A 22,965-nucleotide genomic window follows, 5' to 3' on the forward strand; every position below is an offset into this window, starting at 1 on the left:
GGACGCAGAGCGTCCAGAACGGCATGCGACGCGGAGCGCCGCACGATAGTCGGGATCATCGTTCCCGCTACAGGCCTCAGCTCCGTATCAGTGCGCCCGCAAGCTTTGCTATTCTTCGCGCCCTGTGAGCGTCAGGCGCTCTTTTCAGCCATGTTTCGGGGGCTTCATGACGGCCATCGTTCAATCCACTCCGCAACCTTTCACCAAAGGCGACTACAAGACCCTGAGTCTTGCCGCGCTGGGTGGGGCGCTGGAAATCTACGACTTCATCATTTTCGTGTTCTTTGCGCTGACCCTCAGCCAGCTGTTCTTTCCCCCGGACATGCCAGAGTGGCTGCGTCTGCTGCAAAGCTTCGGGATCTTCGTGACCGGCTATCTGGCGCGCCCGCTGGGCGGGATTCTCATGGCGCACTTCGCCGACCGGCTGGGGCGCAAGCGCGTGTTCAGCCTGAGCATTCTGATGATGGCCCTGCCTTGTCTGCTGATCGGCGTCATGCCCACTTACGCACAGATCGGTTACTGGGCGCCGCTGGTCCTGCTGGCGCTGCGCATCCTGCAAGGAGCCGCTGTGGGCGGCGAAGTGCCAAGCGCCTGGGTATTCGTAGCAGAACACGCGCCCAAGGGGCACCGCGGCTATGCACTGGGCGTACTGCAAGCCGGCCTGACGTTCGGATATCTGCTGGGCGCGCTGACCGCAACATGGCTGGCGCGGGTCTTCAGCCCCGGCGAAATTCTTGACTGGGCATGGCGTATTCCGTTCCTGCTCGGTGGCGTATTCGGTGTGGTTGGGGTCTGGTTGCGCCGCTGGCTAAACGAAACCCCGGTGTTCATCGCCCTGCATGCCCAGCGTGAACACCTGCCGGCGCTGCCGCTTGGCCAGGTGCTGCGCGATCATCGCCAATCCTTGCTGCCTGCTGCGCTGCTGACCTTTGTGCTGACCTCAGCAGTGGTGGTTCTGGTGGTGGTTACTCCGACTGTCATGCAGCAGCGCTTTGGTATCAGTGCCAGCGACACCTTTGCCCTGAGCGCCGTCGGTATCGTGTTTCTCAATATAGGCTGCGTGCTGGCAGGCATGCTGGTCGACCGTATCGGCGCCTGGCGCGGCATCCTGTTCTACAGCCTGCTGATGCCGATGGGCATCGGCGTGCTTTATACCAGCCTCATCGAGCAATGGATGCCACTGGGCATTGCCTACGCGATTGCCGGACTGGCGTGCGGGATTGTCGGTGTGGTGCCGTCGGTGATGATCGGACTGTTCCCGGCGAACATCCGGGTGTCAGGCATCTCGTTCACTTACAACATCGCCTACGCCTTCTGGGCCAGCACCACGCCATTGCTGCTGATTGCCCTGGTGCCTTGGAATATCTGGGTGTGTGTGCTGTACAGCCTGATCATGGGCGCCACGGGCCTGATGACCGCTGCAGTATTCGGCCTGCGCCGGGGCATGGTGGTGGATGACCTGGCAAGCGGTAAAGCCGGATAACTCCGGGCGGGGTGACGCAACGCCCGCTGCTCACCTCTGCAGGGGTGAGTGGCAGCTCGAACATGGCCGGAAAGTTCCTTGTGCAGACGCGTTCAATTGTAACAAGTGATTGTAATTCCATTTCCTCAAGTCTATCTTGCCCCTCTCTATAGTGTTTACGTTATTTATCTAGTGCGTCCTTGATTCGTGCCCGTGGAAAATATTTCGTCAGGTGGGTCATTCATGGCATCGATAAATAGGAATACGTAATTATTCTGTATTTACTGTAGGAGGTTTCCTCAGTATTTAAATATTAAAGATTTTTCTTACAGCTTGCAGCTTTATTGCGAAGCTTTGAGGGCTATCTTGTGTTAATGCAAAACAAGACTAAATAAAATGATTTCTGTGCCGATTTACTGTGTAGGTCATGGAAGACGAATGTAAGAAACATCCTACGAATTTGCCGATTAGGCAAAATGATGGCAAGGGGAAGTATCATGTGGGTGACAATGAGAGAGCAGGAGGTTCTTGGCCTGTTGTTGCAGGGATGTACGAACAAGGAAATTGCCAGGCAGCTCAGTATCAGTGACTACACCGTTCGCGATCACGTATCTTCGCTGCTAAGAAAGAATCAGGTAAGGACGCGTGCCGAGCTCATGGCCCGGTGTGTATCTCTATTGCTTCCGGGGAACACTGTCCAACCCCCTACATCTGTCGGATTGCGCAGCGAGCCAGCACATACATAATGTGTCTTGTCGCAACCTGTAACTTGTTAATGCAATAAGCACTGCTGATACTTTGGCAGTGCAATCAATAATACCGTGCTGCTCTGTGACTGCCGTCAGCCACTGCTTCCTGGCTGTCTGCATAAAGGACTATCCGAAACCTGCTCGCACGACGAACTGTAAACAATAAAAAAGGAGCCACTCATGACTGTTTGTTTTGTTCGGGGCGAGTCAGGTGCCGACACGTCGTTGCGGCTGGATCCGCAGCGGCCTGATTTTAATATGACAACGGACTTCCAGCATCTGACAACCCGGCAGTCCGCGCTTTCGGTGACGCAACTTGCCGAGCAACAGGCAAAGCTGTCCGGCCCCGTTGGCCTGTTTGCCAAACTCTGTCGGCAGCTTCGTTCGCATGGGCGTCAGTCACCCTTGCTCGAAGACATTGCACGGCTTGAGGGCCGCAAGCGTCAATGGCTGGCCGAGCGCGCCGTACAATTTGCACTCGGGCTGCACGGCCGTCGGTCAGAAGCCGAGAACCCGTTCAAAGGCCTGGTGCGCGAAGACCTGTGCTGCATCGTATTCGATGATCCATCGCCGCACACGCTGGTCGAGCGTTATGCCGCCAGCGAAGCGCTGCGGGCTCAGGACAGTGAGTACTTCGTCAAACTCATAGCTACCACGCGCAATACCGTCGAACGGCGAATCGTCTTTCATGGTCTGCTCGAACACTTCGACCGGCTATTGCCCATCGAGAAGAGCATCTATCCGCTCAACTATCGAGCTGTTCAGCAAGCACACCTCGATCATGAAGAAGCCCTCTACGGCGCACTGATAAAGCAGCAGCCCATTGGCACATTGCTTGAGAGGCATACGCCTGAGTGGCTGTTGGATAACCTCTCATCGTTTGAACTTTCCATTGATCAAGCGTGTGGCTAATCAGGTCTCGGACGTGGGTATCTATACCAGTCAGTTGATAGGATTTTTACAAGCGGTTTAGGTTTTCTCTAACAAACATGTTTAATCAGAGCGCGCGTTAGCGCGTTCGGTGAATGGTAAAAAATAGCGGTTCGTGCAGATGCTTTCAAGCCTGCGGCTTTCGCACGGCCGATGAATTTGATTTATAAATATTGGAGTAACACCTGTGAAAAAAATAGCACCTTTGCTTGTGTTGTTAGTGTCGGCTGCCAGCCAGGCGGGCGATTATTCTGTTACGACCACCCGAACACCGACGTTTATCAATGGGCCTGGTCACAGTGCGTTTTCCCGACACCAATTGAGATTGGCTGATTACCCCCGCGGCGCGGCGAATAACTCCCGGTTGCAAAAGATTTCCTGGACCGCTACGTCTTTTCCGGAGAGTACGGGTGAGCAGGCAAAAATATGTTTCAGACGCGGAGGCGTACACGAATCGAGCTGTATTCAGATTGATCCAGGTATGCCAGGTGATACTGATCAATTTAATAGCTTGGGGTTCAGCTATGCATCGGATGTTTTGATAAAACACCAAGCTGTCAATGGGCCTTGGCAAAGCAAGCCTGCCGGGCCAGAAACAGTCACCTTTCATTTAACGTATTGATTGTTCATCCCTGGCGATAACCGCCAGGGAACTTTCGGGGCAGGAGCCAACGTCATGCGAGTCATAAGTTCCGGAGCAGATGCACTGATAGCCGCGCAACAACTTGATGATAAAAGAGCGGCAAAAAACATGCCCTCAATTACCAATCCCCCCCTCCGATCAACCTCTCCAGACTCTGCGGTGACCATCAGCGGCCAGGCCCTCCTGAAACACAGGGTGTTCGGATTCGCGGACTCTGCTCGTTCTGCACCCATGCTAGGAAAAGCCGAATGTGGAATGTCCATGCCCCAGACGTTTTTTCTAACCCGGGATGATCGGAGTCTGTTGGGTGACGTTTACGGTTGGGCGAGTGATCAGGGAGCTGATTTGAGCTATGTCGATGACTTGGCGTTTCAGTTGGCTTCTTACAGAGAGAGTGATGATGGAGGGATAATGCTTCGTCATAACCAAGGCAAAACATATGACGTAGAAGGCCACAAGGTGTTCTACAGTTTTACCGAGCCGCACGCGGCCACCGCCAAGCGTATTACCGAAAGCGATGGGTTAAAAACAACGCGGCTGGATCAGGGGTTCGTTCGCTTCATCACTGACAAGGACTACGGGTCCATAGGTCACAATAATTTTGAGTTCATGGAAAAAGTCATCAACAGGTTTTCAACGGCGGGGGAAAGGGACGAACAACTGGGTGCAGACTTCACTACTTATAAAAGCCAGAAGAGTGACTACATAAGGACGCTGTCCAAGGAAAAATACACGCCAGGTGAAGGCGACTCTCGAGAAACGACCTCCGTAAAAAAAGCCGCTAAACCCAAGGAAGTAACTCTGGAAAGCCTGCGTAACGATATGCGCGAGACGTTTCTGAAAGCGATGGGGGTCACGAGTCTCTCATCCCTGTTCGACATGCTGTTCAAGGATAAGCGTTGACGGATCAGGCTTGTGCGCCAAGCGACTGGAGTTCTGGTTGCGCATCCTGATGGCTGGCGACGCGGTTGCGGCCGGTGCTTTTGGCCAGATACAGCGCTTTGTCTGCTTCGTGCAGCCACGACGACGCATCCGGCATTTCAGGGGAGTAGGCGGCAATGCCGATACTGAGGCTGACCTTGAGATCGCAATGCAGGGTGTAGGTCATTTCATCTATCGCCAGGCGCAGGCGCTCAAGAATTTCCTTTGCTTGAAGCAAGCAGGTGTCGGGCAAAATGACGCAGAACTCATCGCCGCCACAACGCCCGATCAGGTCGGAATCGCGCAGGTTTTCTGTCAGTGCCTCGCTGATACTCTGCAATACCGTGTCGCCCATCAGGTGACCATAAGTGTCGTTGATGACCTTGAAGTGATCGATATCGATCAACGCGATGACGCACTCCTGATACGCGTTCTGGCTACTGGCGTACTCCAGGTCAAGCAGATCCTTCCACGCTCCGTGATTGAGCAGACCGGTCAGGCTGTCGGTACGGCTGACCTTGCGCAGGATGTTGCGGTGCTCCCATAGTTTGAGTGTGACCTGATGGCTCAGCCAGCCGATGAAAATAGGGTAGGTCACCAGTACCGGAAGGCAGGCGTAGATCTGCGCCATGTTGCCATGCAGATTGACGACAGGGTCGAGCGCGGCCAGCGAAATCAGCACGCCCAGTGCCTGCATGCACAGGCCTTGCAGCATCAGACGTGGACCGGCGGCCGCCATGTTATGCATGGCCATCATGGCGAGGACCGTTATACCGGGAACTGCGCTGAAACCCATCGCGCCAACCCAGAAACCACCCATCATCGAATCGAAAAGCAGATTTCGCCATTCAGCCTGGTAGGGCTCGCGCGACGTTCTTGCGAGCTGGTAAGCAACATGCGGCCATACGAGGCTGTAGAGCAGTGCCAACAACCACGCCCAGTGTGCTGTATTCACGTAATACAGAGAAACAGCGACCGTCACAAAGCCAACGCTTACACCGAAGCATCTCGGGGCGTAGATCCGCTTGGCGAATGCCATCCCTCTGCGGTGATAGGTGCTCATAGATTCTTACCGGACATTACTTTCGAATCGGTCAGAAATCGACGCCGCTTGACCGAAGGGCTGGAGTTTGAGCGTTCACTAGTGGCAAGGGAAGAGTATTTTGCCGAGGGGTGTCAAATAATTACATATTGATGAAACTGGCTGTTTAAAAGTCAATTAAATGACATAAACAGTACTAAAACCTGTTCAAAAATATGACGAAACATACAATTTAATACACCGTGAATAACCGGGGCAGGGTGTCTGGTTGTTGGCAGACACACCGCCCTGCGAGTTCAGTCAAGCGACGGTCAGGCGATTACAACGTTGCCTTGTTTTGCTGCGTGCTGGTCATCCATGCAACGGCAATGGACAGCAGCGCAACAACAGCGGCGACATACCCTACGGCACCCAGCCCCAGGTGCTCGATGGTAAGGCCTCCGATGATCGATCCCAGACCGATCCCGGCATTGGCGGCCGAGACATTCAAGGTCCCGGCCAGTGCCTGGGCCTGAGGCGCGGCTTTCATCACCCTGATCTGGCAGATCGGAAACAACGCCGTATGCGCGATGCCCCAAATCACCAGTACCACGGCCAGCAACGGCATGGAGCCTGCGGCCGGTACGCTTGCGGTCATGCCCAGCGCGAGCAACAGCGCAAAGGCCATGGTCGAGCCGAGCGGGCTGCGGTCCACATAACGTCCACCCAGGGCATTGCCGATCAGGCCGACCGCGCCGAAGCCCATCAACCACCAACCCACTTGAGCCGATTCGATGCCCGCGATGCGTTCCAGCGTGTCAGCCAGGTAGGTGTAGGCACCGAACATGGCCGTGAACAGCAGGATGGACAGCAGCAGGTTGGCGAGGAAGAACGGATCCCGGAGAATTTTTGCCTGCTCGGCGAGGCCGACTTTTGCGGTAGGTTCGATACGCGGCATCGACAGTGCCAGCAACAGAGCCATTAACGCTGACAGCAGCGTCAGCGCCCAGAATGCCCCGCGCCAGCCCACGGCATCGGCAAATACTGTACCCAGCGGGATACCGAACAGCATGGCAGCCGAGATGCCGAGGTAGACCTGCGCAACGGCCTTGCCAGCGCGCTTCGGTCCGGCCAGCAGGCTTGCCGTTTCACTGGCGGTGCCCCAGAACACCGGCAAGGCCAGTGCCGGAATGAACCGCGCCAGCGCCAGCACCCAGATATTGCTCGACACCGCCGCCAGTGCGTTGGCGGCGGCGAAGATCAGCAGAATGACGATGAACGTGCGCTTGCGGTCAAGGTGCGAGAGCATGGCTGTCAGCGGTGGGCCAAAGAGCATCACCGTGAAGGCGAACAGCGTTACCAGCAAGCCGGCGGTAGAGATGGAGATCCCCAGATCACGGGCCATTGAAGGCAACAGACCGATGATGAGAAATTCAGTGGTGACGATCACGAAGCCGGCCAGGGCCAGAATCGCGATGGACAAGCCGGCGCCGGTCGAGCTTTCGCTACGGGCGCCGGAGGCAGTGGTTTCCAGAGAAGGCATAGTGCAGACCCATTAAAAATAAGTCCGCCAGCTTATTGCAGAAATGAGCTTCTATCTTTGCCAAGTTTTCCCTTTGTTGTGGACTGGAATTCACTAATAAGGATTCGTAGGCACCCTGCCCAAGGTCCAGACCCTGGGCGAGTGATTATGCGAGGTGTTTCGCGCGGATCAAGTCGCATCGGAGCGGCTGACCGGTCCGCAGATCATTGGCCGATGACAGTCTTCACCAGCGCGGCGTGCTCTTTCGGATTTTTTGCATTGGAGACCACGTTCAGCACGGCTGCGCGGGTACCCGATGCAGCGATGATCGATGTGCTCAGCACCTGAGCGTCGCTCATGGTTGCCGAGGTATCCAGTTGGCGCACACCAAGACCATTCTTCTTGACGATCTTCTTGTCACCCAGCTTTTTGAAGTCCTTGTAGCCGGTACTCTGCTGGGCAAGGATGCCGGTGACCAGCCCGTCAAGTACTGCGCCGTCGTTATCGTTGGCCTGCACGCCCATTGGCATAGGCGTTTCGGTAACGATCAGCACGCGCTTTTCGGCCGCATTGGTGTAGAGCGACCCGGTCACACCCTGAGCCTTGGCTTTTGCATCAATCTCGGGCATCTCGCCCTGTACGTAGCCCGCAGGAATGGTGAAGGCCAGTTTGCCGCCCAGCAGCGAAGCGTTTTGCACTGCGGCAGCGGCGGGCGCAGCGGCCTGCGGTTTGGTGGCAGCCTGAACGCTGACCATGCTCTGACATGCTGCCAGTGCGACACATACAGCCATTGCCTTGAAACCGAAAAAGCGCATGGAAATTCCTTTTTGTCTGTTAATGACGGAGGCGTTTGCCCTGAGGCATGTGATTGACCAGACAGGTAAAAGTGCCCATAAAAAAACGACCAGCCCGATCACTCCGGCTGGCCGTCGTTTTGCCGCGTTATGCTTATTCGGCGATCTGCAGCTTGCGCGACTCGGTATAGACGTAGCGCACTTTTTCATACTCGAACGGCGAGTTGAGCTGACCGTAACGGAAGCTGGTGACGTAACGGCGGTCAACGGCACGCAACACGGTGATTTCCGGATGGTCGCTGCTGACTTCAGCCACGTTGAGGAAGTTGATCTGGTTTTCAGCCGTGTAGTCGAACAGCATGCCGCCAGTGTCACGCAGGTTCGATGGGCCGAACAATGGCAACACCAGATAAGGTCCTGAAGGCACGCCGTAGAAGCCCAGGGTCTGGCCGAAGTCTTCGCTCTGGCGCGGCAGGCCCATTATGGTCGCCGGGTCCCACAGACCGGCGATGCCGATGGTGGTGTTGAGCAGCAGACGGCCAGTGGTGTCCAGCGAGCGCTCGCCCTTGAACTGCAGCAGGCTGTTCAACAGGTTGGAGACGTCACCCAGGTTGCTGAAAAAGTTGCTCACACCGCTGCGTACGAAGCCAGGAGTGATGTAGCGGTAGCCGTCCACCACCGGCAGGAATACCCATTCATCGAAACGGTAGTTGAAGTGGTAGACCCGGCGGTTCCAGGATTCCAGCGGATCATAGACTTCCAGTGCGTTGATGGAGGCGCGCTCGAACTCACGCTGATCCAGCCCCGGGTTGAATTGCAGCGACTTCAGCGGCTGAGTGAAACCATCAGCATCGGTCTGACGGGCCACAGTGGCCGGGTGCTGAGCCTTGTTGCTGGTATCCGCGTCAGCGGCCTGGACTGTGCCGGCACAGAGCAGAGCGGCAAGAAGTAAAAGACGTTTAGCCACGGAAAAACTCCAGCATGGCGTCGGTGTTGACGCGGTAATTAAGGTTGCCGCAATGCCCGCCGTACGGGTAAACGGTCAGGCGATCGCCAAAGGTCTTGCGCAGGAAGCCGAGGTCACCCGAACCCAGGATCACGTCGTCGGCGTTGTGCATGACGGCAATCTTGGTGTTGCTGTGCAGGTAGTCCTTCAGGGCGTAGAGGCTGACCTGGTCGACCAGTTGCAGCAGGCTACCGCCGTCGGTGCGTGCACGCCACATCGGGATGACCTGTTCGGTCAGGTAGCAATCGAAGTCGCACTGCAGGGCGCGCTTGAGGAACGGCGTCAGGCTGGTGCCTTCGGTGATCGGGAATTTCGGTGGCGTAATCAGACCGCGACGGTTGATCAGGTCGGAGGTGAACGCGATGTCAGCCGACGAGAAGCGGAACGAGGTACCGATCAGCATCGCCATCTGTTCATTGGTCAGGTGCTGCTTGGACTGCTGGAAGTCGAACAGCAGTGCATCATTGAGGTCGATGTAGCCTTTTTGGCGGAAGTAGCGGGTCAGCTTGGCCAGCACCAGTTCATAGAACGTGGTGGTGTTGTTGATGCCCTTGACGTTGGTCTGTACCAGTTTGTCGAGGTTGCTGATCGAGGTGTAGAGATTGACCGGCGGGTTGAGCAGCAGGACCTTCTTGAAGTTGAAGCTGCGACGGGTTTCGTCCAGCTTGCTGACGAATGCAGCATTCAGTGCGCCAAGGCTGTAACCGGTCAGGTAATAGTCGGTTACCGGCAGTTGCGCCTGCTGAGCCCGAATGGCCTGCATCACGCGATAAATGTCTTCTGCGTCGTCGGTGGAGACGCCAGGAGTCGCAAAGCGCGAGGCCGAGGTCATGAAGTCATAGCTGGTGGGCGAAGACAGCTGCACGACGTGGTAGCCCGCGCCGTAATAGAGCTTTTTCAGGAATTCATTGATGGTGCTGTTATACGGCGCGCCCGTGCCGGCGATCAGGAAGATCAGCGGGGCAGCGTGGTCTTGTTTGGCCAGGCGATAATGCAACTTTTTCACCGCCCAGAAGTTGTCGGGCAGGGTGAACTCGCGCTCGGGATGCAGGTTCAGGGTGTAGACATCCTGATCGATATCTTCATCGTCAGGCAGGTCGGGGCGCAGAGCGGGCGGTGTGGTCGCAATGGTCGCTTCAAACGGATTAGTCAGCGGGTAGCCATAGGTGGCGGAGTCGACGGTGGTTGCCAGAGCGGACGCACTTAAACACAAGCCACCTATAACAGTGGCGAGGCGCAGAAAACGGAGCATGACTAAATCCCTTGGGAAAGAAGTGCTGATGAGATACGCAGGCTATGACCAAGGTGTAGTGCCAAAGTGCCCCATCCACCGGTTAACCCTGTAAATAAGACGGAACAATACACGTTCTTTGGATTTTGCAATGCAGATATGCGGTTTATTTTTGCGTGACTAGCGTATTTGCTGGCCCGGCTCGACGTTTGCAGTGCTGGTGAAGGTTGGCAGGCCATGGCCTGGAGGCGAAATTTGCGGCTTGCGTAAAGCACAAAGGAGAGCCGTAGCTCTCCTCCAATGTGGTTCACGTGCTCTTTTTATTGTTATGGGGCGGCCTGTTATTGTTGTTGGCGACCAGTCCCTCTACAGCGTTGTTGTGCGACCCCCATACGGGGTCAAGAGCAAACGTATTTTTTTGAGCGCTGATTCGCTTTAATCACCTGCCTGCACAACAGGGTGATCCCACCGGTTCTGGAGCTACCTGACGGTAGTTTTATTGTTCTCGGGCCGGTCGCGAGGCCTTTCATTGAAAGGTCCCTGTAAAGCTGATCCACTCCAAAAAAATCTGTTAGCTGCGCCTCTGTCCGTTTTGTTCTTGTTGTGTCAGAGCCGTTACGTATTGTTTTTATTGGTTTGCTGCATCATTTGTTGTTTTTGTTGTATCAGAGATATAGCAGGACCCGTGCCAGTTTTTTAAAACTCTTTTAAATCAGTAGCTTGTGAATTCTGATGGTTGGCGCGTGGTCGTAGAGCCGGAAAAAATGTTTCCGTGTTACCCGTTCGCGGTGGTGATCGTAAAGCTGCGGTAACACATCGTGTTTCCTTCGTAGCATGAGCCAGAGTGGTGCGCTGCAAGTCGGTGTCGTCTATACGACGATGGTATGGGGGAGGGCGTTCTCCTCTGGGCATAAAGGTGTGCCCCTGCCGCTAATGGCCAGCTTCAGGCGTTTTTCGCTGTGCGTTGTCGTTGATGGCTCGTTGTTGTCGTTTCCCATTGCCCCAGTGTCGCAGACAGAGCATGCCTGCCTGTCGTGCAGGTCGATGATCAGGGTGGCGTTGCGGTGCGTTTGATTGCGCGTGGCAGCGATAAAAACGTGCAAGGCGCCGCGTGCCCCAAGGTCGGGCGCGGGGGCGGTCTGGAGAACAACGTTAACCATGCCCCGACAACCGTCGGTGCAGACTTCCGGGGAAGCGACAATGATGATGCGAAAAATACTGGGGGCGGGTGCCGCTCTGGTACTTGCGGTCAGCTCCACGCTGGCGATTGCCGAAACCAAGACCCTGACCATCGGCTATGTGGAAGGCTGGTCCGACAGTGTCGCGACCACCTTCGTGGCCTCCGAAGTGATCAAGCAAAAGCTTGGTTATGACGTCAAGTTGCAGTCTGTCGCCGCTGGGATCATGTGGCAGGCGGTGGCAACCGACAAGCTCGATCTGATGCTGTCTGCGTGGCTTCCGGGCACGCATGGCGAGTACTACGCCAAGTACAAGGATCAGGTCGTCAACTACGGGCCTAACTTCAAGGACGCCAAGATTGGCTTGATCGTGCCTGAATACGTCAAGGCCAAAACCATCGAAGACCTGAAGACCGATGCTTCCTTCAACAAGAAGATCACCGGCATCGATGCGGGCTCGGGCGTGATGCTCAAGACCGATCAGGCCATCAAGGACTATGGTCTGGACGGCTATAAACTGCAGGCGAGCTCCGGCGCAGGCATGATTGCCGAGCTGACCCGCGCGGAAAAGGCGAAGAAGTCCATCGTCGTCACCGGCTGGGTGCCGCACTGGATGTTCGCCAAGTGGAAACTGCGTTTCCTGGACGATCCGAAAGGTGTCTACGGCGAGGCTGAAACCGTCGACAACGTGGGCAGCCTGGGGCTGGAGAAGAAAGCTCCTGAAGTCGTGGCCTTCCTGAAAAAATTCCAGTGGGCGTCCAAGGATGAAATCGGTGAGGTGATGCTGGCGATTCAGGACGGTGCCAAACCTGAAGCTGCAGCGAAGGACTGGGTCGCCAAGCACCCGGACCGCGTCGCCGCATGGACTGCCAAATAGTCGCAAAGTGTCTGAATAGCCCTTCTCAAGGCCGTCTGGTGTTATCGCCAGACGGCCTTTTGTTTTTCTGCCCCGGAGTATTTTCCGTGCGACCGACTGCCGGTGGGTTCAGACCGTGCGAGAAGAGGTATCCACAGCTAATGTCGTTCTAATACTAAGGTCGTCTGGAGTGCGCGCCGGACCCGACTAAAGTGCATTACGTGACATCTCATCTGTGCTGCGAGGACAAAAACAATGAACGACAGCATTTACCTCTCGATTCAAAACAGCCCCCGTTTCAAGGAGCTGGTCTCCAAAAGAGAGCGTTTCGCCTGGATTCTCTCGGCGATCATGCTTGGCCTGTATGCGGCCTTTATTCTTTTGATTGCTTACGGACCCCATATTCTGGGGGCCAAACTAAGTCCCACTTCGACCATTACCTGGGGAATGCCGATAGGCGTAGGGCTGATCCTTTCCGCGTTCATATTGACCGCCATCTATGTTCGCCGTGCCAACGGTGAATTCGATGACCTGAACAACGCGATCCTCAAGGAGGCTCAGCAATGATCCGGCGCCTATCAGCAGCACTTGGCCTGGCAGCCTTCGCGCCGACCCTCTGGGCGGCAGACGCGTTGACGGGTGCAGTGCAGAAACAACCCCTGAACGTCGCCGCGATCGTCATGTTCGTGGTCTTCGTCGCTTTCACGCTGTACATCACCTACTGGGCATCGAAAAAGAACAAGACTGCGTCGGACTATTATTCGGCAGGTGGCAAGATCACCGGCTTCCAGAACGGTCTGGCGATTGCCGGTGACTACATGTCGGCAGCGTCCTTTCTGGGGATTTCCGCACTGGTCTACACCTCCGGCTATGATGGCTTGATCTACTCGATCGGCTTCCTGGTGGGCTGGCCGATCATCCTGTTCCTGATCGCCGAACGCCTGCGCAACCTGGGTAAATATACCTTTGCCGACGTGGCCTCGTACCGCCTCAAGCAAAAGGAAATTCGCACCCTGTCTGCCTGCGGCTCGCTGGTGGTGGTGGCGTTTTACCTGATTGCGCAGATGGTGGGTGCCGGCAAACTGATCCAGCTGCTGTTCGGTCTTGACTACGCCGTTGCGGTGGTGCTGGTCGGTATTCTGATGTGTCTCTATGTGCTGTTCGGCGGCATGCTCGCCACCACCTGGGTGCAGATCATCAAGGCGGTGATGTTGCTGTCCGGTGCGTCGTTCATGGCACTGATGGTCATGAAGCACGTCAACTTCGACTTCAACATGCTGTTCTCCGAAGCGATCAAGGTTCACCCCAAAGGTGAAGCGATCATGAGCCCTGGCGGGCTGGTGAAAGACCCGATCTCTGCGTTCTCGCTGGGTCTGGCCCTGATGTTCGGTACTGCCGGCCTGCCACACATCCTGATGCGCTTCTTCACCGTGAGCGATGCCAAGGAAGCCCGCAAGTCGGTGCTCTACGCGACCGGCTTTATCGGCTATTTCTACATCCTGACCTTCATCATCGGTTTCGGCGCGATCCTGCTGGTCAGCACCAATCCGGCGTTCAAGGATGCGGCAGGCGCCTTGCTGGGCGGTAACAACATGGCGGCGATTCACCTCGCCGATGCAGTCGGAGGCAGTCTGTTCCTGGGCTTCATCTCGGCAGTCGCCTTCGCCACCATTCTGGCAGTGGTTGCCGGTCTGACCCTGGCGGGTGCTTCGGCGGTTTCTCACGACTTGTATGCCAGCGTCATCAAGGCAGGCAAAGCCAACGAGAAGGACGAGATCCGTATCTCGAAAATCACCACCATCGCCTTGGCGGTCGTGGCGATCTTTCTGGGCATTGCCTTTGAAAGCCAGAACATCGCCTTCATGGTGGGCCTGGCGTTCTCGGTCGCGGCAAGCTGCAACTTCCCGATCCTGCTGCTTTCCATGTACTGGAAAAACCTGACCACCCGTGGCGCCATGATTGGCGGCTGGATGGGCCTGATCAGCGCAGTGGTGCTGATGGTGCTGGGTCCGACCATCTGGGTGCAGATACTGCATCACGAGAAAGCCATTTTCCCTTACGAATACCCGGCGTTGTTTTCCATCGCCATTGCCTTCGTAGGGATCTGGTTCTTCTCCATCACCGACAAGTCGAAAGCGGCGGAGGGCGAGCGCGCTCTGTTCTACCCGCAATTCGTCCGCTCGCAGACCGGGCTGGGTGCCAGTGGTGCGGTTTCACACTAAGGCATGAGTGTTATGAACTAAGCAGCCTTCGGGCTGCTTTTTCATGGGCGATAAAAAACCCCGCTTGAAAAAGCGGGGTTTCTTATTGGCTACATGCGCTGCTGCGTGGAGCAGCAGGTCATATCTTGCCGAGCAACACCAGAATCAGCAGGATCACCAGGATCGTACCGATGATGCCCGACGGACCGTAGCCCCAGCTGCGCGAGTGCGGGAATACTGGCAAACCGCCAACTAGCAGCAGAATCAGAACGATGATAAGAATAGTGCCGATGCCCATGGTGAGTTCCCTCTTTACATTAATGTTAATTAGCAGATGCAGTTGAAACGTCACACCGAACGGTATGAAGTGGCCTGCTTGACTCATCGGACTCTGGGCGTTGGAGAAAGGTTCGATCTATTTTAAATAATTTATTACACATTTTAAAATCATTGAAAGTCAGAGGCTTACCGTATTTTTGTCTGACAATAAATGGGGCTTTTTTTGACTTGGCGCGTTTGAATCGGTCTTAAAAACAATTGAACTAAAGACCCTGGAAAGTCTCAGCGCGATGCGAACTTTCTACCTGAGGCATGGCCCGCAAGAGGACACAATGATGGTTTATCGAGTGGCGGCGGATGCCGTGGTCATGTTTCATCTACTGTTTATTGTGTTCGTCCTGTTCGGCGGACTGCTGGTATTGAGAAGGCACTGGCTGGCACTGCTGCACGTTCCTGCTGCGGCCTGGGGGACAGCGGTCGAGTTTCTGCACCTGTATTGCCCGCTGACACCGCTGGAAAACACCCTGCGCAGCAACGCTGGAGGGCAGGGCTATACCGGGGGCTTCGTTGAGCATTATCTGATCCCGCTGATTTACCCGGCCGGGCTTACGCCGGGCATGCAGCTTTGGCTGGGTGGCATGGTCGTGCTGCTCAACGTGTCGGTGTATGGCCTGTTGCTGCTGCGTTATGTGGCCCGGTCCAGGCGTTCATAGGGCTGCGGTTTGCTCCAGGCATTCAGCGTCTTGATGGTGGGTTTGTGGTGCTTCTAGTGTGATTACACTCAGACAACTCCTGCACATCACAAGGCACTCGCTATGCAAAACCGCATCATGATTACTGGCGCCGGCTCAGGTCTGGGTCGTGAAATTGCACTGCGCTGGGCACGCGAAGGGTGGCGGCTGGCACTCTCGGACATCAATGATGCCGGCTTGCAGGAGACCCTTGCGCTGGTACGCGAAGCGGGTGGTGACGGCTTCGTACAGCGTTGCGACGTTCGCGATTACAGCCAGCTCACCGCGTTTGCTCAAGCGTGCGAACAGCGTTTTGGCGGCATCGACGTCATCGTCAACAATGCGGGGGTGGCTTCCGGGGGCTTCTTCAACGAGTTGTCGCTGGAGGACTGGGACTGGCAGATCGCGATCAATCTGATGGGGGTGGTCAAGGGCTGCAAGGCGTTCCTGCCGATGCTGCTGGCCAGCAATGGCCGGATCATCAACATCGCCTCGATGGCAGCGCTGATGCAGGCGCCGGCGATGAGCAATTACAACGTCGCCAAGGCCGGGGTCGTCGCGCTTTCCGAGAGCCTGCTGGTCGAGTTGCATGACCAGGGGATTGGTGTTCATGTGGTCTGCCCGTCGTTCTTTCAGACCAACCTGCTGGATTCCTTCCGCGGCCCCACGCCCGCGATGAAGGCGCAGATCGGCAGGTTGCTGGAGAAGTCGCCGATCACCGCCGGGGATATCGCCGACTGCATCTTCAGGCAGGTCGGCGAAGGCGAGTTCATGATCCTGCCTCACGAAGAAGGCCGCATGGCCTGGGAAATGAAACGCAAGCAGCCACAGGCGATGTATGACGAAATGACCGTCATGTGCGCCAAGATGCGCGCCAAGGCGCAGAAGGGGCATGCCTGACTGACCCGGACGCTCCGCGTCCTCTTGGGTGGTATCAAGGTCATGATCGCACTGTTTTCTGATAGGGTTGCGTGCATATTTCAGCCCTGATCTGTGAACCGTTCATGCTCAATTACCTGTGGTTCTTCCTTGCCGCCCTGTTCGAGATATTCGGTTGCTATGCCTTCTGGCTGTGGTTACGGCAAGGCAAGAGCGCGCTGTGGGTGATTCCTGCACTTGTCAGCCTGACGGTGTTTGCACTGTTGCTGACACGTGTGGAGGCGGCTTATGCGGGCCGAGCCTACGCGGCGTATGGCGGGATCTACATTGTCGCGTCGATTGCCTGGCTGGGCCTGGTCGAGCGGGTCAGGCCGTTGGGCACGGACTGGCTGGGTCTGGCTTTCTGCGTCATCGGTGCGACCATCATTCTGCTCGGGCCGCGTTGGTCCGCCGCTTGATTAACCACAGCCGCTAACGACATTTCCCACGGATTTGGCCGGAAAGTAAGACGTTTCCTTCAGTCTTTTCCGGTGCTGTTGCAGGACGTTACTGATTTGCCATCAGTGCATTGAAGCGCCGTGTCTCGCCATGCACCCTGCCTCTTTTGCGCAACGCAAGGGTGGGAAAAATGCTGGTACTGACGCGGGAAATTGGCGAAACGTTTTCCATCGGTGATGACATCACCGTGCAGATCCTGGGGATCAACGGCAATCAGGTCAGGCTCGGGATCAATGCCCCGAAAGACGTCAAGGTTCACCGCGCCGAGGTCTACAAACGAATTGCCAGGACGCTTGCCCAACAGGTAACAACGCCGCTTCAGTGAGCGGCGTTGTCAGCAAACGATGTCGTAGGTGAATGACCTGACGCAGGCCCTGTAGGGGGCTATTCGAAAAACTCCTTCGGCACGTCGTGCTTGAGCATCAGCTGACACTGCTGGCTCTCAAGGTCGAAAAAGATCACCGCCTGACCCTTGGTCAACGCATGACGCACGCGCAATACCCGGGTTTGCAGGGGTGTTTCGTCGCCATTATCGGTGCCCTCACGGGTGACGAAGTCCTCGATCAGGCGAGTGAGGGTGTCAGGTTCCAGTTGGTCGTAGGGGATCAGCATGGCGGTTCTCGTGTCGATGAGCGGCGATGATAGAACTGCGGTGCCGTGCACCGCAATTCACAGGGCCTCAACTCTCTTCGCGATTCTGCCCGATAAGGCTGTCAACGGGTGGCACGCGGGTATCGGATTCCATCTGCGCATCGTGCTCAATCTGATGGCTGAAGCGCTCCAGCGAGCTCTGCGCTGGTTTGGCATCGCTGGCGAATACCGGCGGGCTGAGGATGTAGGCACCCAGCAACTTGCTCAGCGCTGCCAGACTGTCGATATGCGTGCGCTCGTAGCCATGCGTCGCGTCACAGCCGAAGGCCAGCAGGGCGGTGCGGATGTCATGCCCCGAGGTCACGGCCGAGTGCGCATCACTGTAGTAATAGCGGAACAGGTCACGGCGCACCGGCAACTCGTTGTCCACGCCCAGCCGCAGCAGATGGCGGGACAGGTGGTAGTCGTAAGGACCGCCCGAGTCCTGCATCGCCACGCTGACGGCGTGTTCGCTGGAATGTTGACCCGGCGCAACCGGTGCAATGTCGATGCCGACGAACTCGCTCACGTCCCAAGGCAGTACACCCGCTGCGCCCGTCCCGGTTTCTTCGGTGATGGTGAACAGCGGGTGGCAGTCGATCAACGGCTCGGCACCGCTTTCGACAATGGACTTCAGGGCGGCGAGCAGTGCTGCCACACCGGCCTTGTCATCCAGGTGACGGGCACTGATGTGTCCGCTCTCGGTGAACTCCGGCAGCGGGTCGAAGGCCACGAAGTCACCGATGCCGATGCCCAGTGATTCGCAGTCGGCGCGCGTGGTGCAATAGGCGTCCAGGCGCAGCTCGACGTGGTCCCAACTGATCGGCATTTCGTCCACGGCGGTGTTGAACGCGTGACCGGAAGCCATCAGCGGCAGAACGCTGCCACGGATCACGCCGGTGTCGGTGAACACGCTGACCCGGCTGCCTTCGGCAAAGCGGCTCGACCAGCAGCCGACCGCAGCCAGCGCCAGGCGGCCGTTGTCTTTGACTTCCCGAACACTGGCACCAATGGTGTCCAGGTGCGCCGATACGGCCCGGTCAGGGCTGTTCTGCTTGCCCTTCAGTGTGGCGCGGATAGTGCCGCGGCGGGTCAGTTCGAACGGGATCCCGAGCTCTTCGAGTCGCTCGGCCACGTAACGCACAATGGTGTCTGTGAAGCCGGTGGGGCTTGGGATCGCGAGCATTTCCAACAGAACTTTCTGCAGGTATTTCAGATCCGGATCGGGGATATTTGCAGGGGTCATGGATGCTCCTTATGGAACAGTTGCAAGCCACGGGCTGCAAAGGCTGATGCGCCTCTTGCAGCCGTGCCCGCAGCTGCGATCAGATATGCACAGGCAGGCTGTGCGGAAACAACAGATCGACGAAACGTTCGGCGGTGGGTTGCGGTTCGTGATTGGCAAGCCCTACGCGTTCATTGGCTTCGATGAACACGTATTCAGGCTGATCGGCGGCCGGCACCATCAGGTCCAGGCCGACGACCGGGATGTCCAGCGCCCGCGCGGCACGCACCGCTGCGTCGCTGAGCACCGGGTGCAGAATGGCCGTTACATCTTCCAGGCAGCCGCCGGTGTGCAGGTTGGCAGCACGACGCACGGCCAGGCGCTGATCCATCGGCAGAATATCGGCATAGTCGAAACCGGCCTCGCGCACTGTGCGCTCGGTTTCCTGATCCATCGGAATACGGCTTTCGCCATCCGTTGCTGCGGCGCGGCGTCGGCTTTGGGCTTCGATCAACTGTTTGATGGTGTGGCGGCCGTCACCGATGATTTCAGCCGGACGGCGTATCGCCGCAGCCACGACCTGAAAGCCGATCACTACGATGCGCAAGTCCAGGCCTTCATGAAAGCTTTCCAGAATCACGCGAGTGTCGAACTGGCGGGCCTGCTCGATAGCACTCTGTACATCGTCAATGGTGCGCAGATCAACCGCTACGCCCTGGCCTTGTTCACCGTCCAGCGGCTTGACCACGATTTGCCCGTGCGCTTCGAGAAACGCCAGATTGTCGTCTGCGCTGCCCGCCCTTTGCTGCGCGGGCAGGCGCAGGCCGGCAGCCTTCAGGGCACGATGGGTCAGGCTCTTGTCCTGACACAGGGTCATGCTCACCGCGCTGGTCAGATCGCTCAACGATTCGCGGCAGCGTATACGACGACCGCCGTAGCTGAGGGTGAACAGCCCGGCATCCGCATCATCCACCTGCACGTCAATGCCGCGCCGATGGGCTTCCTCGACAATGATCCGCGCATACGGATTGAAGTCCGCCTGCGGGCCAGGGCCGAGAAACAACGACTCGTTGATACCGTTCTTGCGCTTGATGGCGAAGGTCGGCAGGTTGCGGAAATTCAATTTGGCGTACAGCGCCTTGGCCTGATCGTTGTCATGCAGCACCGACAGGTCGAGGTAGCTCAGGCCGCGACTCATGAAGTGCTCGATCAGATGCCGAACCAACACTTCGCCGACACCCGGCCGCGTGCATTGCGGATCAACCGCCAGGCACCAGAGGCTGCTGCCTTTCTCCGGGTCATTGAAGGCCTTCTGATGATTGAGGCCCATGACGCTGCCGATGATCGTCTTGCTGCCTTCGTCCTCGGCCACCCAATACACCGGGCCACCTTCGTGGCGCGGGGTCAGCAACTCGGGGTCGATGGGCAACATGCCGCGCGCCAGATACAGGTTGTTGATGGCCTGCCAGTCGTTCTCGTTGTGGGCACGGCGGATACGGTAGCCGCGAAACACACGCTGCGCCGGGCGGTAATCGCTGAACCACAGACGCAGCGTGTCCGACGGGTCGAGAAACAACTGCTGCGGCGATTGCGCCAACACCTGTTGCGGCGCTGCCACATACAGCGCGATGTCGCGCTCGCCGGGTTTTTCGTTGAGCAGGTCCTGAGCCAGCGCTGCCGGATCAGGGTAGGTGTGACCGATCAGCAAACGTCCCCAGCCACAGTGCAGCGCCAGAGGGTCTGCATCTATCTGGCTGCCGTCTTCAGCGAGTCGTGCCTGCAGACGTTCGTACGAGGGCGACTGGCCGCGCAACAGGCGCTGGCTATAAGTCGTCGCGTTCTGTTTCATCGATCACAGTCCCTGTTCGCTGAGCCAAAGGTTCAGCGCTGCCAGTTGCCACAGCTTGGAGCCGCGCAATGGCGTGAGCTGGCCCTCGGGGTTGGTCAGCAGCTTGTCGACCATCGCAGGGTTGAACAGGCCGCGGTCCTGACTGGAGTCGGTCAGCAACTCGCGCACCCAGTTAAGCGTGTCGCCCTGCAAGTGTTTGAGGCCAGGCACCGGGAAGTAGCCTTTTTTGCGGTCGATCACTTCCGAAGGAATGACCATGCGCGCAGCTTCTTTCAGCACCTGTTTGCCACCGTCGGGCAGCTTGAATTTACCCGGAATGCGAGCCGACAGTTCGACCAGGCGATAGTCAAGGAACGGCGTTCGCGCTTCCAGGCCCCAGGCCATGGTCATGTTGTCGACACGCTTGACCGGGTCATCGACCAGCATCACAGTGCTGTCCAGACGCAAGGCCTTGTCGACGGCAGCGCTGGCGCCTGGCTGGGCAAAGTGATCGCGAACGAAATCACCGGCGGCGTCATTGGCAGTGCGCCACTTCGGCTGCACAGTCTCGGCGTATTCTGCGTAGCTGCGGTCTACAAATGCATCGCGGTAGGCTGCAACCGGATCGCTTGCGCCGTCGACTTGCGGGTACCAGTGGTAACCGGCGAACAGTTCATCGGCGCCTTGGCCGCTCTGTACCACCTTGCAGTGTTTCGACACTTCACGCGACAGCAGGTAGAAGGCGATGCAGTCGTGGCTGACCATCGGCTCGCTCATGGCGCGGAACGCCGCAGGCAACTGCTCGATGATCTCGCGTTCCTGAATACGCAACTGGTGATGGCGCGTGCCGTAATGCTTGGCGATCAGGTCGGAATACTGAAATTCGTCGCCACGCTCGCCGCCGGCATCCTGGAAGCCGATGGAGAAGGTCGACAGGTCCTCGACACCCACTTCACGCAGCAGACCTACCAGCATGCTCGAGTCGACGCCGCCGGACAGCAGCACACCGACGTCCACTGCAGCACGCTGACGGATCGCTACCGCTTCACGCGTACTGTCCAGTACGCGGTCGCGCCAGTCTTCGAGGGTGAGGTTTTTCTCGTCTTCGTGCGGGCCGTAGGGCAGCGTCCACCAGACTTTCTGTTCGACCTTGCCGCTGGCGTCGATACGCATCCAGCTGGCCGGCGGAAGTTTTTCGACGCCGGCCAGCAAGGTGCGCGGCGCAGGCACCACCGCATGGAAGTTGAGGTAATGGTTGAGCGCCACCGGATCAAGCATCCCACTAATGTCACCACCTTTGAGCAGGGCAGGCAGCGAGGATGCGAAGCGCAGGCGCTTGTCGGTTTTCGACAGGTACAACGGCTTGACGCCGAGGCGGTCACGGGCGATGAACAGCTGCTTGCTGTCACGTTCCCAGATGGCAAAGGCGAACATGCCGTTGAGCTTGGGCAGCATGTCTGCGCCCCATGCGTGATAGCCCTTGAGCAACACTTCGGTGTCACCGCCGGAATGGAACTGATAGCCAAGGCTTTCCAACTCGGCACGCAATTCAGGGAAGTTGTAGATCGCGCCGTTGAAGGCCAAGGACAGGCCCAGATTGCTGTCGATCATCGGCTGCGCCGAGCCGTCCGACAGGTCCATGATTTTCAGGCGACGATGACCAAGGGCAACCGGCCCTTGGCTGTGAAACCCCCACGCATCCGGGCCGCGAGGCGCCAGCTCATGGGTAATGCGTTCAACAGCGGCTAGGTCCGCTGGTTGATGGTCGAAACGTAATTCACCTGCTAATCCGCACATAAGTCCTTACCGGGTTTCCGTTGGGGAGGTGACTGAGAAAGTGCAGTCACCCAGAAACTGACCCAGTGAGGGCATGGTAGTTTTAGATCAAAAAGTTATAAGCGTTTGTTTTCAGCTGGTTGGCAACGTGCTTCTGGAATTGATGCGCTAACTGGGTTCGGTTTGCTGTCGTGCTTACCGCACCCGCTTTAAGACGGATTTTTCTGACATGTAAAGCGGATTCGGCTCATTGACGGTGATGTTTGCAGCACGCTAGTTTGGGGCCTATGAAAGCACGCCAACTCACTCGGCATACATAAAGGGGTATCGATATGAACAAGCACATTGCACAGGTTTGCGAAGAGTACGAAGGCTTTTAAACCCGTTCAGGAATTTCAAATGGAGGCCCCGATCGGTCTCCATTTTTTATGAGAAAAATCATATGGATATGTGGCTGGCTCTGGCCGAACTGCTGGCAAAAGAAGCGCTTCGCAATGTTCTTCTGTTCTGCGGAGTGCTCACTGCGATCGTTTCGATGTACATGGTGTTGGCTCTCGCAGCGCCAACAGGTGTTTCGAATTGAAAGCGCAACCGCCAACAGGATC

At 57.1% G+C, this 22,965-nt stretch carries 22 protein-coding genes; 12 read left to right on the plus strand and 10 right to left on the minus strand.

Annotated elements, in window-relative coordinates; genetic code table 11:
- Positions 1-166: 166 nt before the first annotated feature.
- The 4 genes from JOE34_RS13025 (at position 167) to JOE34_RS13040 (ending at position 4,687) form a co-directional block, all read left to right on the plus strand.
- Entirely contained in the window at positions 167-1,483 is a 1,317-nt protein-coding gene (locus JOE34_RS13025; protein WP_003314515.1) for an MFS transporter, read from the plus strand.
- A gap of 455 nt (positions 1,484-1,938) precedes the next feature.
- Positions 1,939-2,208 (plus strand): LuxR C-terminal-related transcriptional regulator, encoded by a 270-nt coding sequence (locus tag JOE34_RS13030; protein ID WP_003320199.1) that lies wholly within the window; start codon positions 1,939-1,941, stop codon positions 2,206-2,208.
- A gap of 183 nt (positions 2,209-2,391) precedes the next feature.
- Positions 2,392-3,123, plus strand: a complete 732-nt coding sequence (locus tag JOE34_RS13035; protein ID WP_024663595.1) for a hypothetical protein — start codon at positions 2,392-2,394, stop codon at positions 3,121-3,123.
- A gap of 694 nt (positions 3,124-3,817) precedes the next feature.
- On the plus strand, positions 3,818-4,687 hold the full coding sequence (locus JOE34_RS13040) for a hypothetical protein (RefSeq protein ID WP_209995879.1): 870 nt from the start codon (positions 3,818-3,820) through the stop codon (positions 4,685-4,687).
- 4 nt (positions 4,688-4,691) lie between these two features.
- On the opposite strand, the gene JOE34_RS13045 is transcribed toward JOE34_RS13040, so the two are convergent.
- The 5 genes from JOE34_RS13045 to JOE34_RS13065 all read right to left on the minus strand — a co-directional run bounded on the left by JOE34_RS13045 (position 4,692) and on the right by JOE34_RS13065 (position 10,300).
- Complete coding sequence (locus tag JOE34_RS13045) at positions 4,692-5,768, minus strand: diguanylate cyclase (RefSeq protein WP_024663594.1); 1,077 nt, start codon at positions 5,766-5,768, stop codon at positions 4,692-4,694.
- A 298-nt stretch (positions 5,769-6,066) separates the two neighbouring features.
- Positions 6,067-7,269 carry an MFS transporter gene (locus tag JOE34_RS13050; protein WP_003314520.1) on the minus strand — a complete coding sequence of 401 codons (1,203 nt, stop codon included), beginning with the start codon at positions 7,267-7,269 and terminating at the stop codon, positions 6,067-6,069.
- Positions 7,270-7,472: 203 nt separating this feature from the next.
- Complete coding sequence (locus JOE34_RS13055; protein ID WP_010421587.1) at positions 7,473-8,063, minus strand: hypothetical protein; 591 nt, start codon at positions 8,061-8,063, stop codon at positions 7,473-7,475.
- Positions 8,064-8,196: 133 nt separating this feature from the next.
- Complete coding sequence (locus JOE34_RS13060; protein WP_209995881.1) at positions 8,197-9,009, minus strand: VacJ family lipoprotein; 813 nt, start codon at positions 9,007-9,009, stop codon at positions 8,197-8,199.
- On the minus strand, positions 9,002-10,300 hold the full coding sequence (locus tag JOE34_RS13065; RefSeq protein ID WP_003314524.1) for a lipoprotein: 1,299 nt from the start codon (positions 10,298-10,300) through the stop codon (positions 9,002-9,004). Before JOE34_RS13065 ends, JOE34_RS13060 begins: the two co-directional genes overlap by 8 nt.
- Positions 10,301-11,479: 1,179 nt before the next feature.
- On the opposite strand from JOE34_RS13065, the gene JOE34_RS13070 reads away from it, so the two are divergent.
- The 3 genes from JOE34_RS13070 to JOE34_RS13080 all read left to right on the plus strand — a co-directional run bounded on the left by JOE34_RS13070 (position 11,480) and on the right by JOE34_RS13080 (position 14,535).
- Positions 11,480-12,334: a glycine betaine ABC transporter substrate-binding protein gene (locus tag JOE34_RS13070; protein WP_003412711.1), complete on the plus strand. Its 855-nt coding sequence runs from the start codon at positions 11,480-11,482 to the stop codon at positions 12,332-12,334.
- Between the two features lie 234 nt (positions 12,335-12,568).
- Complete coding sequence (locus tag JOE34_RS13075) at positions 12,569-12,880, plus strand: DUF485 domain-containing protein (protein ID WP_003314526.1); 312 nt, start codon at positions 12,569-12,571, stop codon at positions 12,878-12,880.
- Entirely contained in the window at positions 12,877-14,535 is a 1,659-nt protein-coding gene (locus tag JOE34_RS13080; RefSeq protein WP_010421599.1) for a cation acetate symporter, read from the plus strand. Before JOE34_RS13075 ends, JOE34_RS13080 begins: the two co-directional genes overlap by 4 nt.
- 118 nt (positions 14,536-14,653) lie before the next feature.
- Here the strand turns inward: JOE34_RS13080 and JOE34_RS13085 are convergent, their stop codons facing one another.
- The gene (locus tag JOE34_RS13085; RefSeq protein WP_002552554.1) at positions 14,654-14,812 is read right to left on the minus strand and encodes a DUF3309 family protein; all 159 of its coding nucleotides are present in this window, start codon (positions 14,810-14,812) and stop codon (positions 14,654-14,656) included.
- Positions 14,813-15,128: 316 nt separating this feature from the next.
- Between JOE34_RS13085 and JOE34_RS13090 the strand changes: the two genes are divergently transcribed.
- The 4 genes from JOE34_RS13090 to csrA all read left to right on the plus strand — a co-directional run bounded on the left by JOE34_RS13090 (position 15,129) and on the right by csrA (position 17,226).
- Positions 15,129-15,506 carry a DUF2784 domain-containing protein gene (locus tag JOE34_RS13090; RefSeq protein ID WP_209996862.1) on the plus strand — a complete coding sequence of 126 codons (378 nt, stop codon included), beginning with the start codon at positions 15,129-15,131 and terminating at the stop codon, positions 15,504-15,506.
- A 102-nt stretch (positions 15,507-15,608) separates the two neighbouring features.
- Positions 15,609-16,424 carry an SDR family oxidoreductase gene (locus tag JOE34_RS13095; RefSeq protein ID WP_003393233.1) on the plus strand — a complete coding sequence of 272 codons (816 nt, stop codon included), beginning with the start codon at positions 15,609-15,611 and terminating at the stop codon, positions 16,422-16,424.
- 104 nt (positions 16,425-16,528) lie between these two features.
- Positions 16,529-16,861, plus strand: a complete 333-nt coding sequence (locus JOE34_RS13100; protein WP_003393231.1) for a YnfA family protein — start codon at positions 16,529-16,531, stop codon at positions 16,859-16,861.
- A gap of 170 nt (positions 16,862-17,031) precedes the next feature.
- Positions 17,032-17,226 (plus strand): carbon storage regulator CsrA, encoded by a 195-nt coding sequence (csrA, locus tag JOE34_RS13105; protein ID WP_209995883.1) that lies wholly within the window; start codon positions 17,032-17,034, stop codon positions 17,224-17,226.
- 59 nt (positions 17,227-17,285) lie between these two features.
- Here the strand turns inward: csrA and JOE34_RS13110 are convergent, their stop codons facing one another.
- The 4 genes from JOE34_RS13110 to JOE34_RS13125 form a co-directional block, all read right to left on the minus strand.
- Positions 17,286-17,513, minus strand: a complete 228-nt coding sequence (locus JOE34_RS13110) for a YheU family protein (protein WP_003314533.1) — start codon at positions 17,511-17,513, stop codon at positions 17,286-17,288.
- Positions 17,514-17,580: 67 nt separating this feature from the next.
- Positions 17,581-18,777 (minus strand): osmoprotectant NAGGN system M42 family peptidase, encoded by a 1,197-nt coding sequence (locus JOE34_RS13115; protein WP_003314534.1) that lies wholly within the window; start codon positions 18,775-18,777, stop codon positions 17,581-17,583.
- A gap of 79 nt (positions 18,778-18,856) precedes the next feature.
- Positions 18,857-20,605, minus strand: coding sequence for an N-acetylglutaminylglutamine synthetase (gene ngg / locus JOE34_RS13120; protein ID WP_003418255.1), 1,749 nt, complete (start codon positions 20,603-20,605; stop codon positions 18,857-18,859).
- Positions 20,606-20,608: 3 nt separating this feature from the next.
- The gene (locus JOE34_RS13125; protein ID WP_003402540.1) at positions 20,609-22,381 is read right to left on the minus strand and encodes an N-acetylglutaminylglutamine amidotransferase; all 1,773 of its coding nucleotides are present in this window, start codon (positions 22,379-22,381) and stop codon (positions 20,609-20,611) included.
- 421 nt (positions 22,382-22,802) lie between these two features.
- On the opposite strand from JOE34_RS13125, the gene JOE34_RS13130 reads away from it, so the two are divergent.
- Positions 22,803-22,943 (plus strand): hypothetical protein, encoded by a 141-nt coding sequence (locus JOE34_RS13130; RefSeq protein WP_239959235.1) that lies wholly within the window; start codon positions 22,803-22,805, stop codon positions 22,941-22,943.
- The last annotated feature ends 22 nt before the right edge of the window (positions 22,944-22,965 follow it).

This window comes from Pseudomonas sp. PvP028 (genome assembly GCF_017832255.1).
Lineage (GTDB): Bacteria > Pseudomonadota > Gammaproteobacteria > Pseudomonadales > Pseudomonadaceae > Aquipseudomonas > Aquipseudomonas syringae.